This is a genomic window from Flavobacterium sp. B183 (genome assembly GCF_023539155.1).
In the GTDB taxonomy this organism is placed as follows: Bacteria; Bacteroidota; Bacteroidia; order Flavobacteriales; family Flavobacteriaceae; genus Flavobacterium; species Flavobacterium tructae.
Genome location: NZ_CP097434.1, coordinates 16009 through 29881 on the forward strand (window position 1 = coordinate 16009; position 13873 = coordinate 29881).

The 13873-nt window shown below is 39.9% G+C and carries 5 protein-coding genes, 2 tRNA genes and 3 rRNA genes; 3 read left to right on the forward strand and 7 right to left on the reverse strand.

The annotated features are described in order from the left end of the window. Positions 1-141: 141 nt before the first annotated feature. Positions 142-1590, forward strand: a complete 1449-nt coding sequence (locus tag M4I44_RS00085; protein WP_017498636.1) for a glyceraldehyde-3-phosphate dehydrogenase — start codon at positions 142-144, stop codon at positions 1588-1590. Positions 1591-1710: 120 nt separating this feature from the next. On the opposite strand, the gene M4I44_RS00090 is transcribed toward M4I44_RS00085, so the two are convergent. Beyond that, positions 1711-2169: an Lrp/AsnC family transcriptional regulator gene (locus M4I44_RS00090; RefSeq protein ID WP_017498637.1), complete on the reverse strand. Its 459-nt coding sequence runs from the start codon at positions 2167-2169 to the stop codon at positions 1711-1713. Between the two features lie 200 nt (positions 2170-2369). Between M4I44_RS00090 and ald the strand changes: the two genes are divergently transcribed. Beyond that, positions 2370-3488: an alanine dehydrogenase gene (gene ald, locus M4I44_RS00095; RefSeq protein ID WP_249966187.1), complete on the forward strand. Its 1119-nt coding sequence runs from the start codon at positions 2370-2372 to the stop codon at positions 3486-3488. 134 nt (positions 3489-3622) lie between these two features. Here ald and pafA read toward each other — a convergent pair whose 3' ends face one another. The 6 genes from pafA to M4I44_RS00125 all read right to left on the reverse strand — a co-directional run bounded on the left by pafA (position 3623) and on the right by M4I44_RS00125 (position 11012). Then, on the reverse strand, positions 3623-5239 hold the full coding sequence (gene pafA, locus M4I44_RS00100; RefSeq protein WP_249966188.1) for an alkaline phosphatase PafA: 1617 nt from the start codon (positions 5237-5239) through the stop codon (positions 3623-3625). 547 nt (positions 5240-5786) lie between these two features. Further along, positions 5787-5896 (reverse strand): 5S ribosomal RNA (gene rrf, locus M4I44_RS00105). A gap of 154 nt (positions 5897-6050) precedes the next feature. Beyond that, positions 6051-8929 (reverse strand): 23S ribosomal RNA (locus tag M4I44_RS00110). Between the two features lie 154 nt (positions 8930-9083). Next, positions 9084-9157: transfer RNA gene (locus tag M4I44_RS00115), tRNA-Ala, on the reverse strand. A gap of 142 nt (positions 9158-9299) precedes the next feature. Continuing rightward, a tRNA-Ile gene (locus tag M4I44_RS00120) sits at positions 9300-9373 on the reverse strand. Between the two features lie 125 nt (positions 9374-9498). Further along, positions 9499-11012: ribosomal RNA gene (locus M4I44_RS00125) — 16S ribosomal RNA — on the reverse strand. The 16S, 23S and 5S rRNA genes sit together here with 2 tRNA genes alongside, the layout of an rRNA operon. 910 nt (positions 11013-11922) lie before the next feature. Between M4I44_RS00125 and thrS the strand changes: the two genes are divergently transcribed. After that, positions 11923-13869, forward strand: coding sequence for a threonine--tRNA ligase (gene thrS / locus M4I44_RS00130; protein ID WP_017498427.1), 1947 nt, complete (start codon positions 11923-11925; stop codon positions 13867-13869). The last annotated feature ends 4 nt before the right edge of the window (positions 13870-13873 follow it).

The following is a 13873-nucleotide window of genomic DNA, read 5'->3' on the forward strand; positions in this document are numbered from 1 at the left end:
TTTTTAACTAATTAGGAAAAATTATTTTTTATACAAATTTCAAAAATAAATCATAAAACAGTTTACGAAATCGATTGAAATGGGTACTTTTGCGCAAAATTTAAAAATAGTCGTCTATTTATTTTTTCAATTTAATCAATTATGAGCAAAAAATCTTTGTACCAAAAAGAGGTATCATTACAAGTCGACCGAAGAAGAGCTGGTGTCGAATTAATCAAAATCATAAGCGATTTATGGTATGACAAATCCATTGAAATGGTTCTTTTCAAAAACCAATTACTGGATCAAAATGTCAGCGATATTATCAATTTGCATCAATATGCCGGTGAATTTGTAGGCAAGCCTATCACCATTTTTGATTCAGTGGAAATCGCGAGAGTTATTTTATCTTTAGATCTTCCACCTGCTAAGTTAGATCTTGGAAAACTAACTTACGAATATCGTTTGGAAGATGAAAAGTATCCTGATGCGCGATATTTTGTAATCGATAAATTGAAAGAAGCAAAATCTTCAGAAGAAATTCAACCAAAAGATGTTGTTTTATATGGTTTCGGAAGAATTGGCCGTTTATTAGCGAGAGAATTAATGTCTAAAACCGGTAAAGGAAATCAATTGCGACTAAGAGCGATTGTTACCAGAGACAAAAATGATGCTTCGACATTAGAGAAAAGAGCTTCTCTTTTAAGATACGATTCAATACATGGAGATTTTCAGGGGTCTGTTACTGCCGATCCAAAGAACAATGCATTAATTATCAACGGAACTACCGTTCATATCATTACAGCAAATTCACCGGAAGAAATTGATTATACTTTATACGGAATCAATGAGGCCTTAGTTATTGACAATACAGGAGCTTTTACAACAGAAGAAGCTTTAAAAAGACACTTAACTTCTAACGGAGCCAGTAAAGTTTTATTGACTGCTCCTGGAAAAGGAGTTCCAAATATCGTTCACGGAGTAAACCATAACGAGTACAATCCTGACGAAATTGATATTTTCTCTGCTGCATCCTGCACGACAAATGCTATCACACCGGTATTAAAAGCTGTTGAGGATACTTTAGGAGTAGTAAAAGGACACTTAGAAACTATCCACGCCTATACAAACGACCAGAATTTGGTTGACAATATGCATAAAAAATACCGTCGTGGAAGAGCAGCAGCTTTAAACATGGTCATTACCGAAACCGGTGCAGGAAGTGCCGTTGCAAAAGCATTGCCATCATTAGAAGGAAAATTAACATCTAATGCCATCAGAGTTCCTGTTCCAAACGGTTCATTGGTAGTTTTAAACTTAGAAGTTAAAAAAGCAACTTCGATCCTGGCTATCAACAAGATCATGAAGAAATACGCTTTGGAAGGTGAATTAGTAGAGCAAATCAAATATTCATTGAACAACGAATTGGTTTCGTCAGACATCGTAGGAACTTCAGCTCCTTCAATCTATGATAGTAACGCTACAATTGTTTCTAAAGATGGTAAAAATATCGTCTTATACATTTGGTACGATAACGAATACGGCTATAGCCACCAGGTAATTCGTCTAGCGAAATACATTGCCAAAGTAAGACGTTTTACTTACTACTAGGATACACCAAAACCATTCATACAGCAAAAGCCATCAAGTTTTCTTGATGGCTTTTGTATTTTACAGTTGTAATCACTTCAATTCTACTCGATTAAAATGAATTCATAACACTTTTGTAAACTATATAGGTAAAACTGTTGTACTCTTTACCTCTGAAATTACAAAAACAGTATTGATCAGAGAAACTTCAGGAAGAACTGCTAATTTTTTCTGATGAAAGTGATGAAAACTTTCCATATCAGGAATGACAACTTTCAACATATAATCAAAATTTCCGGAAACATAATTACACTCCACCACTTCAGGCAGATTTAAAATAGACTGATTGAATCCTTCCGAAGTATCATAAGTCTGCTTCGTGAGGGTCACCTGACAATACACCGTTAAATTATTACCGAGTTTTTTCTTGTTCAAAATAGAGACATACTTCTCTATAACACCCTCTTTTTCAAGACGTTTCACTCTATCATGAACCGGTGTCAGAGACAGGTTTATCTTGTTCGCAATGTCTTTTAAAGTATAATGCGCATTTTCCTGTAAAAGTCGTAAGATTTTCTTGTCAATTTCATCTAAAGCCATAACGAAAACGTTTTCATTGATTAATAAAATTTAGTCATTTTTTCTTTTTAGAGGCAATTTGCTTTCCTGAAACAGTATATTTTTCTGTAAAAGTATAAAATAAAATAATATTTTCTTATTTATTCCACATTAATCAATAATATATTCTCTATCTGTAGTTTTGTAAAACAATTTCAACAAAAAATAAAAAAGATAACAAAATGATAATAGGTGTTCCAAAAGAAATCAAAAACAATGAGAACCGTGTAGCATTAACTCCTGCAGGAGTTTCTGAAATGAAAAAACACGGACATACTGTTTACGTACAAGCTACAGCCGGTTTAGGAAGTGGTTTCAGTGATGATGAATATGCAAATGCAGGTGCGGTAGTTTTAGGAACTATTGAAGAAGTATATGCCATTGCAGAAATGATTATTAAAGTAAAAGAGCCTATTGCTTCTGAATACCCATTAATCAAAAAAGATCAATTATTATTCACGTACTTCCACTTTGCTTCATCAGAGCCATTAACTCATGCTATGCTTGAGAAAGGTGCTGTATGTTTAGCTTACGAAACAGTTGAAAAAGCAGACCGCAGTTTACCATTATTAGTACCAATGTCTGAAGTTGCAGGTCGTATGGCTATCCAACAAGGGGCAAAATACCTTGAAAAACCATTAAAAGGAAGAGGAATTCTTTTAGGAGGTGTTCCAGGTGTTCCACCAGCAAAAGTATTGGTTTTAGGAGGAGGAATCGTAGGAACTCAAGCTGCTAAAATGGCTGCTGGTTTAGGTGCTCAGGTTACTATCATGGATTTAAGCTTACCACGTTTACGTTATTTAGATGATATCATGCCAGCTAACGTGAACACAGAAATGTCTAACCACTACAATATCACTAAAGCAATCGCTACAGCTGATATAATTGTTGGTGCCGTTTTGATCCCGGGAGCAAAAGCACCTCACTTAATTACTCGTGACATGTTAAAATTAATGCGTCCTGGAACTGTTGTTGTCGACGTAGCTGTAGATCAGGGTGGATGTATCGAGACTTGTACTCCTACAACTCACGAAAACCCAACTTTCATCATCGATGATATTGTTCACTATTGTGTAGCAAATATGCCGGGAGCTGTTCCTTACACTTCTACTTTAGCTTTAACAAACGCTACTTTACCTTATGCTGTACAATTAGCAAACAAAGGATGGGAGACAGCTTGTAACGAAAACGAAGAATTGAAAAAAGGATTAAACATTGCTAATGGAAAAATCCTTTACAAAGGAGTTGCTGAAGCGTGGAATTTACCTTTCGACGAAGAAATAGTGTTAGCAAACGCATAGTGCTAACATTAAAATAAGTGCTTACTAAATCACTATCAAAAGGCTTTTCTTAATTGAAAAGCCTTTTTTTTACGCATAAAAAAAACCTGTCACAAAACATGACAGGTTCTATATAGCTTTCAAGTACAGAAAAACTATTTTTCATCCAGAACTTCCTGCAATACTTTTGCTTCTGTTCCATTTGGAAAAGTTACTTTAATTTTTTGAGCTATTGTCGGCGCAATTTCAGTTATAGCCTTTTTATCGTATGACTCACCTTTTTTAATATGCCATCCATAAAAAATAGCCGGCACATGTGTATCATAACTATAAGGAGTTCCATGTGATGTTCCTGTAGTAGAATATTCAATATTTCCAGGTTTATCAAGGATAATCAAATCTCCGTTTTGAGTTACATCATAACCTTTCGCTATAAAATCAAGATAATAATCCTTTCCGGAATTTGCTAAAATTTCCTCTTCTGTATATGCTCTTTTAACTTGTGGCTGTGAAATCAAAAACTCTTTAAAACTCTGCTTCACTTTTACTAAATCAAGTCCTTTTTTCTTAAGAACTGGCCTATTCAAAAACACATTAAAGTTCGAATAATTTAAAATCAAATCTACACCAAATGTTTTCACTGAAAAATCCTGCAGACTCTTTCTAACATCCTTAACCGGATAATTGTTTACATTATATTTTCGATCCTTTAAATAGATCACATTCTCGGCACCCGCATGATCAGCTGTCAAGAATAACAGATAATTGTCTTTCCCAACCGTTTTGTCTAAATAATTTAAAAAGTCAGCAATTGTTTGATCCAATCTTAAATAAGTATCCTGAAGTTCCATCGATCTTGGTCCAAGTAAATGTCCCACATAATCTGTAGAAGAAAAACTAACCGTTAGAAAATCAGTTATATTATCTTTTCCTAACTCTTCCTTTTCGATCGCTTTCATAGCAAACTCTGCCAACAAATCATTTCCATAAGGAGTAGCTCTTAAAACCCCGGCATCATTCTTCTCATACATGCTTTTCAAATCATAAGGAAAAACCGGTGCTGCACTTCCGTACAACTTCCCTTCGTATGGATTATTATCCGGTAAGCTTTCATTATAAACCGAAAGAGGCTTATACAAATCCCACCCTTTATTGATATACGTCATATAACGTTTCTCATTATTGAATTCCGAAACCCACTCCGGTAACTTTTCACCATAAAAAGTACTCGAAATAAAAGAACCTGTCTTACTGTACCAAAAAGCCCAATTCGCAAAATGCCCCGCTGGTAAAATCGCACCACGATCTTTCAAACTCATTCCAATCACTTTACCTTCAAAATTAGTCCCCATTCTTACTTCATCAGTAATAGTAGTACTTAGCAAGTTCTTAGGAGACATCGCACCTTCTTCAGCAGTACCATCGCCAACTGTTTTCACACTAGCATCATCCGTACAATAGGTATCTTTACCAAGTGTTCTGCTAAACCATTCATTTCCTACAATTCCATGAGTTGCCGGTGTGGTCCCCGTATAAATAGACGCATGACCAGGAGCAGTGTAAGTAGGCATATAATTGTAATGCATATTCTGAAAAGTATATCCATTATTCATCAATCTCTTAAATCCATTAGACGAAAAATCATCTGAGAACCGATACAAATATTCCATTTTCATCTGGTCTACCACAATACCTACCACCAACTTAGGGCGCTGCTGAGCACTTAAATTTGAAATTACAAACAGTGTCAACAATACAATAGTTTTTTTCATACTTAATTTATAATGTTTCAAACAAAAATACTCAATAGCATTTAAAAAAATCTATCACACCATCTTAAAAAACAAAAAATGACTGTATTTTAACAAAAACCAAATTAATAGAGCAATTATGGCGTTCCCCTTTGGGTCGGGCTGTCCGCTAAATCTTTTGCGATAGAAGTTTCAGGGAATTTTAAATGTGTGGTAATCGCAAAAGGATATCGCTCCCATCCCTAACGCAATTTGTGATAAAAAGAATATTTAAAGAAAAAAAGAACTAAAGTTTTTAACCGCAAAGTCCGCAAAGGTATACGCAAAGCACGCAAGGAAAAAGGGCTGAAAGCCCGAAATGCGAAGCACTATGAACCAAAATAAACAGCAAACATCGCCCTAAAAGGGCAAAAGCCATCTACAGCCAATAAAAAATCCGTTCTAATCCGCGTTTTCGCCTGGCGAATCCGTATCATCTGTGTACTTTTTTTTAACCGCAAAGCGCGTAAGAATTTAAAACTAGTATAAAACAAAAAACCCTATCCGATTTGGATAAGGTTCTTCAAAAGAAAGGCGACGACATACTCTCCCACATAACTGCAGTACCATCTGCGCAGGCGGGCTTAACTTCTCTGTTCGGGATGGGAAGAGGTGAGCCCCGCCGCAATAACCACCTTAAGGCTGTTAGTTGCTTGGGCAACTTTTTAATTGACAATTGATAATTAACAATTGATAATTAAAACAATATTTTAACATACTGAGATAAAGAAACAAATAAGTTTTTTTCTTAAGAAAGTTTCCTCCCGATAGCTTGCGCTATCGGGAAAAGGGTGTACATAAGCTTACGGATTATTAGTACTACTCGACTATGACATTACTGCCTTTACATCTATAGCCTATCAACGTGGTCATCTTCCACGATCCTTAAAAGAAATCTCATCTTGTGGTGGGTTTCGCGCTTATATGCTTTCAGCGCTTATCCCTTCCAAACGTAGCTACTCTGCGGTGCCCCTGGCGGGACAACAGATACACTAGAGGTTTGTCCAATTCGGTCCTCTCGTACTAGAATCAGATCCACTCAAATTTCTAACGCCCACAGTAGATAGAGACCGAACTGTCTCACGACGTTCTGAACCCAGCTCGCGTGCCACTTTAATGGGCGAACAGCCCAACCCTTGGGACCTTCTCCAGCCCCAGGATGTGACGAGCCGACATCGAGGTGCCAAACCCCCCCGTCGATATGAGCTCTTGGGGGAGATCAGCCTGTTATCCCCGGCGTACCTTTTATCCTTTGAGCGATGGCCCTTCCATGCGGAACCACCGGATCACTATGCTCTACTTTCGTACCTGATCGACCTGTATGTCTCTCAGTCAAGCTCCCTTATGCCATTGCACTCTACGCACGGTTACCAAGCGTACTGAGGGAACCTTTAGAAGCCTCCGTTACTCTTTTGGAGGCGACCACCCCAGTCAAACTACCCACCAAGCACTGTCCTCTTCATCGAAGAGTTAGGCCTCAGATAAACAAAGGGTTGTATTTCAACAATGACTCCACAACGCCTGGCGACGCCACTTCACAGTCTCCAACCTATCCTACACATCATTTATCCAAGGTCAATACTAAGCTATAGTAAAGGTGCACAGGGTCTTTTCGTCCCACTGCGGGTAAACGGCATCTTCACCGTTACTACAATTTCACCGAGCTCATGGCTGAGACAGTGTCCAGATCGTTACACCATTCGTGCAGGTCGGAACTTACCCGACAAGGAATTTCGCTACCTTAGGACCGTTATAGTTACGGCCGCCGTTTACTGGGGCTTCAATTCAATGCTTCTCCGAAGATAACATCTCCTCTTAACCTTCCAGCACCGGGCAGGTGTCAGGCCCTATACTTCATCTTACGATTTTGCAGAGCCCTGTGTTTTTGATAAACAGTCGCCTGGACCTCTTCACTGCGGCCAGCTTGCGCTGGCGACCTTTCTCCCGAAGTTACAGGTCTATTTTGCCTAATTCCTTAGCCATGAATCTCTCGAGCACCTTAGGATTCTCTCCTCAACTACCTGTGTCGGTTTACGGTACTGGTACTAATTACCTGAAGTTTAGAGGTTTTTCTTGGAAGCCCTTAGGCGCACTATCTCTTTGTCCGAAGACTCCGAGTACTATCGTATTTCACCATTCTCTACGGATTTGCCTATAGAGAATATAGCTAGGTACTTCAACGAACTATTCCGTCAGTTCGCGGCGCTTTCATCACTCCGTCACCCCATCACAGTAATTAGTAGTACGGGAATATTAACCCGTTGGCCATCGACTGTCCCTTTCGGGTTCGCCTTAGGACCAGACTAACCCACAGCTGATTAGCATAGCTGTGGAAACCTTAGTTTTTCGGTGTGCGGGTTTCTCGCCCGCATTATCGTTACTTATGCCTACATTTTCTTTTCTAACCAGTCCAGCATACCTTACGATACACCTTCAACCCTGTTAGAATGCTCCCCTACCACTTTGTATTACTACAAAATCCATAGCTTCGGTAATATGCTTATGCCCGATTATTATCCATGCTCGTCCGCTCGACTAGTGAGCTGTTACGCACTCTTTAAATGAATGGCTGCTTCCAAGCCAACATCCTAGCTGTCTGGGCAGACAAACCTCGTTCTTTCAACTTAGCATATATTTGGGGACCTTAGCTGATGGTCTGGGTTCTTTCCCTCTCGGACTTGGACCTTAGCACCCAAGCCCTCACTGTTATCAATCATTATATAGCATTCGGAGTTTGTCAGGAATTGGTAGGCGGTGAAGCCCCCGCATCCAATCAGTAGCTCTACCTCTATATAACTAAAATAACGCTGCACCTAAATGCATTTCGGGGAGTACGAGCTATTTCCGAGTTTGATTGGCCTTTCACCCCTACCCACAGGTCATCCGAAGACTTTTCAACGTCAACCGGTTCGGACCTCCACACTGTGTTACCAGCGCTTCATCCTGCCCATGGGTAGATCACACGGTTTCGCGTCTAACACTACTGACTAAAGCGCCCTATTCAGACTCGCTTTCGCTACGGATCCGTGACTTAATCACTTAACCTTGCCAGCAACGTTAACTCGTAGGCTCATTATGCAAAAGGCACGCCGTCACCCCACAAAAGGGCTCCGACCGCTTGTAAGCGTATGGTTTCAGGATCTATTTCACTCCGTTATTCACGGTTCTTTTCACCTTTCCCTCACGGTACTGGTTCACTATCGGTCTCTCAGGAGTATTTAGCCTTAGCGGATGGTCCCGCCAAATTCAGACAGGGTTTCACGTGCCCCGCCCTACTCAGGATACCACTATCTATTATACTTGTTACCCATACGAGGCTATCACTCTCTATGGCTCGACTTTCCAGTCGATTCCGGTTCCTTGTACATAAAATGTCGTGGTCCTACAACCCCAACAATGCCGTAACATCATTGGTTTGGGCTAATCCGCGTTCGCTCGCCACTACTTACGGAATCACTTTTGTTTTCTTCTCCTCCGCCTACTTAGATGTTTCAGTTCAGCGGGTTTGCCCACCTATCGGTGTACTATGTCTTCAACATAGTGGGTTGCCCCATTCGGATATCTACGGATCAATCGATGTGTGCTCGTCCCCGTAGCTTTTCGCAGCTTATCACGTCCTTCTTCGCCTCTGAGAGCCTAGGCATCCCCCATACGCCCTTATTTTGCTTATTGTACCAATCTTGTTTCTTAAAACAAGACCGTTTTTTTTTGTCTTTTATTATTGCTAATAAAAAACGCTTTCTACTTTCTTATTATTTTCTTATCTCAATATGTCAATGAACTTTTATAATTAATAATTATCAATTGATAATTGTCAATTATTTCGTGGAGAATAACGGAGTCGAACCGTTGACCTCCTGCGTGCAAGGCAGGCGCTCTAGCCAGCTGAGCTAATCCCCCATTTTTTAGTTGTCAGTTAACAGTTTTCAGTTAACAGTACTTAAAACGGTTACTCAACCTCTAAAATTTCCTTTTAAATTAAGCTTTCAGTCCTTTTTAATTATCAATTGTTAATTATTAATTATCAATTCTTTTTAAAAAGTAGTCCCGGGCAGACTCGAACTGCCGACCCCTACATTATCAGTGTAGTACTCTAACCAGCTGAGCTACGAGACTCTGTTTTTACTTAATTCTTTCATTTTTTTAAATTAACAGCAAGAGTAATACAATCTCCAATTCAGAGACCCATAAATAATCATCTTTTTTCCTTAACGTGCACTAGGCTAACAGTAAGGCTCTAGAAAGGAGGTGTTCCAGCCGCACCTTCCGGTACGGCTACCTTGTTACGACTTAGCCCTAGTTACCAGTTTTACCCTAGGCAGCTCCTTGCGGTCACCGACTTCAGGCACCCCCAGCTTCCATGGCTTGACGGGCGGTGTGTACAAGGCCCGGGAACGTATTCACCGGATCATGGCTGATATCCGATTACTAGCGATTCCAGCTTCACGGAGTCGAGTTGCAGACTCCGATCCGAACTGTGACCGGTTTTATAGATTCGCTCCTGGTCGCCCAGTGGCTGCTCTCTGTACCGGCCATTGTAGCACGTGTGTAGCCCAAGGCGTAAGGGCCGTGATGATTTGACGTCATCCCCACCTTCCTCACAGTTTGCACTGGCAGTCTTGTTAGAGTTCCCGACATGACTCGCTGGCAACTAACAACAGGGGTTGCGCTCGTTATAGGACTTAACCTGACACCTCACGGCACGAGCTGACGACAACCATGCAGCACCTTGTAATTTGTCTTGCGAAAGATCTGTTTCCAAATCGGTCAAACTACATTTAAGCCTTGGTAAGGTTCCTCGCGTATCATCGAATTAAACCACATGCTCCACCGCTTGTGCGGGCCCCCGTCAATTCCTTTGAGTTTCATTCTTGCGAACGTACTCCCCAGGTGGGATACTTATCACTTTCGCTTAGCCACTGAAATTGCTTCCAACAGCTAGTATCCATCGTTTACGGCGTGGACTACCAGGGTATCTAATCCTGTTCGCTACCCACGCTTTCGTCCATCAGCGTCAATCCATTAGTAGTAACCTGCCTTCGCAATTGGTATTCCATGTAATCTCTAAGCATTTCACCGCTACACTACATATTCTAGTTACTTCCTAATAATTCAAGTTTAGCAGTATCAATGGCCGTTCCACCGTTGAGCGATGGGCTTTCACCACTGACTTACTAAACCGCCTACGGACCCTTTAAACCCAATGATTCCGGATAACGCTTGGATCCTCCGTATTACCGCGGCTGCTGGCACGGAGTTAGCCGATCCTTATTCTTACGATACCGTCAAGCTCCTACACGTAGGAGTGTTTCTTCTCGTACAAAAGCAGTTTACAATCCATAGGACCGTCATCCTGCACGCGGCATGGCTGGATCAGGCTTGCGCCCATTGTCCAATATTCCTCACTGCTGCCTCCCGTAGGAGTCTGGTCCGTGTCTCAGTACCAGTGTGGGGGATCTCCCTCTCAGGACCCCTACCCATCGTAGCCTTGGTAAGCCGTTACCTTACCAACTAGCTAATGGGACGCATGCTCATCTTTTACCGTTGTGACTTTAATAGTATCTCGATGCCGAGTCACTATACTATGAGGTATTAATCCAAATTTCTCTGGGCTATCCCTCTGTAAAAGGTAGATTGCATACGCGTTACGCACCCGTGCGCCGGTCTCTATATCCGAAGACATATACCCCTCGACTTGCATGTGTTAAGCCTGCCGCTAGCGTTCATCCTGAGCCAGGATCAAACTCTTCATCGTATATTTTTATATTATATTGCGATGATATCTATCGGTTCTTTTCGAATCTTACGATTCTATTACTCTTATTCTTTTGTCCCGATTAATCGGGACGGCTGTCAATTCAATATGTCTACGAACGTATTCTTTTTTATTAATCTCGCTTGTTTCTCAAAGCGGGTGCAAAAGTAGAAAACTTATTTCTAATCGGCAAGAGTTTTTTGAAGTTTTTTTTTAGAAAATTTCTTTTCGTTTTTAACTCCTCTCCTTACCAATCTTTCAATGAACTTCCCTTGTTTTGCGGGGTGCAAACTTAAAACTTTCTTTCTTTACTCGCAAGCTTTTCAGAATCTTTTTTTGAAAATTTCTTTCCGTTTTAATCCCTTCGCTTGTCAGTATTTCAGTGAACGTTTATCGCTGTTGCGGGTGCAAAAGTAGTCACTTTATTCGCTTTTACAAGCTTTTTCTAAACTTATTTTTAATCTTTTTCGAAACTTTCGCCTAACACTCTGATAACAGCTATTTTACAAACTATCATTCTTTTTAAATTTATAAGATTTTTCTTAAACAACGTCCATTTGCCGCATTTTACCTCCTCAACAACATGTTTTTTTCACACCCTTCCTTACATGATCCTACCATTATATTATCAAATTTCACCCATACACAACCTCACTCCTCCGTTTTTTGACATCTCCCGCTACCAAGCAACTACTAAAACCCATCTTGAAACAAACAAAGCAGACTCCAAAACAACTCCAATCATATTCTTTCCAACTTAACCCGCAACAACACCCTATATTATAGTATACAAAAACAAAGAAAACCAGCCTATCCAATCAACACCTATTATATTATAGTATAAACATGAATTTATATATTGTATGTATTTACGTAATGCGCTATATTTGCATTCACAAAATTATAAACAATGATTAAGATTACTTTACCCGACGGGTCAATTAGAGAGTTCGCTTCAGGCGTAACTCCGATGGAGGTTGCGAAAAGCATTAGTGAAGGATTTGCAAGAAACGTGATTTCTGCATCTTTTAATGGTACAACAATTGAAACCGAAACCCAATTGACGACCGACGGTAGTCTTACTTTATATACCTGGAATGATGCGGAAGGAAAAAAGGCTTTTTGGCATTCCACTTCACACGTAATGGCACAAGCCCTTGAAGAATTGTACCCTGGAATTAAACTAACCCTAGGACCTGCAATTGCAAATGGCTTTTATTACGATGTTGATTTTGAAGATCAAAAAATTACTGACGCTGATTTTAAAAAAATCGAAGATCGTGTTCTTGAAATCTCAAGAGGGAAACATGAATTCAAAATGCGTCCGGTTAGCAAAGCTGACGCTTTAGAAATGTACAAAGACAACGTTTACAAAACGGAACTGATTTCAAATCTTGAAGACGGTACTATTACATTTTGCGACCATGCTACTTTTACTGACCTATGCCGTGGTGGACATATTCCGAATACAGGAATTATCAAAGCCATGAAAGTTATGAGTGTAGCCGGGGCTTACTGGAGAGGTGACGAAAAAAACAAGCAGTTAACTCGAGTTTACGGAACTTCTTTCCCTAAGCAAAAAGATTTGACTGAATATCTTGAACTTCTTGAAGAAGCTAAACGTCGTGATCACCGTAAACTTGGCAAAGAACTTGAACTGTTTGCTTTCTCTCAGAAAGTCGGACAAGGTTTACCTTTATGGTTACCTAAGGGTGCTGCACTTAGAGATCGTTTAGAGCAATTTTTAAAGAGAGCTCAAAAGAAAGCCGGTTACGAACAAGTTGTTACTCCACATATTGGACAAAAAGAGCTTTATGTTACTTCTGGTCACTATGCGAAATATGGAGCTGACAGTTTTCAGCCTATACACACTCCTGCCGAAGGTGAAGAATTCTTATTAAAACCAATGAACTGTCCTCACCACTGTGAAATCTACAATGTAAGACCTTGGTCTTACAAAGATTTACCAAAACGTTACGCAGAATTCGGTACAGTTTACAGATACGAACAATCTGGTGAGCTACACGGACTAACTCGTGTGAGAGGATTTACTCAGGATGACGCACATATCTTCTGTACTCCGGAACAGTTGGACGAAGAATTCAAAAAGGTAATCGATTTAGTACTTTATGTATTCGGTTCCTTAGGTTTTGAAAACTTTACAGCTCAGATTTCATTGAGAGATCAAGAAAACAGAGAGAAATACATTGGTTCTGATGAGAACTGGGAAAAAGCTGAGAACGCTATTATCAATGCTGCAGCCGACAAAGGACTGAATACGGTTGTAGAATATGGCGAGGCTGCTTTTTATGGTCCGAAACTTGACTTCATGGTTAAAGATGCTTTGGGCAGACAGTGGCAATTAGGAACTATTCAGGTAGATTACAACCTTCCGGAACGTTTTGAATTGACTTATAAAGGTGCCGATAACGAATTACACCGTCCGGTTATGATTCACAGAGCTCCTTTTGGATCAATGGAACGTTTTATCGCAATTTTACTGGAACACACTGCAGGAAATTTCCCACTTTGGTTGATGCCGGAGCAAGCTATAATCTTGTCTTTGAGCGAGAAATACGAAATATATGCTAAAAAAGTTTTAGATTTGCTAGAAAATCACGAAATTCGCGCCCTAATTGACAACCGAAACGAGACTATCGGTAAGAAAATTAGAGATGCTGAGATGCAAAAAACTCCATTTATGCTGATTGTTGGTGAGGAAGAGGAGAAAAACGGAACAGTTTCTATCCGTCGTCATGGGCAAGAAGGAAAAGGCAATATTACAGTTACAATCGATGAATTTGTCGCTATTGTAAACGAAGAAATAAAAAAGACATTAAAAGTTTTTACAGTTTAACTTA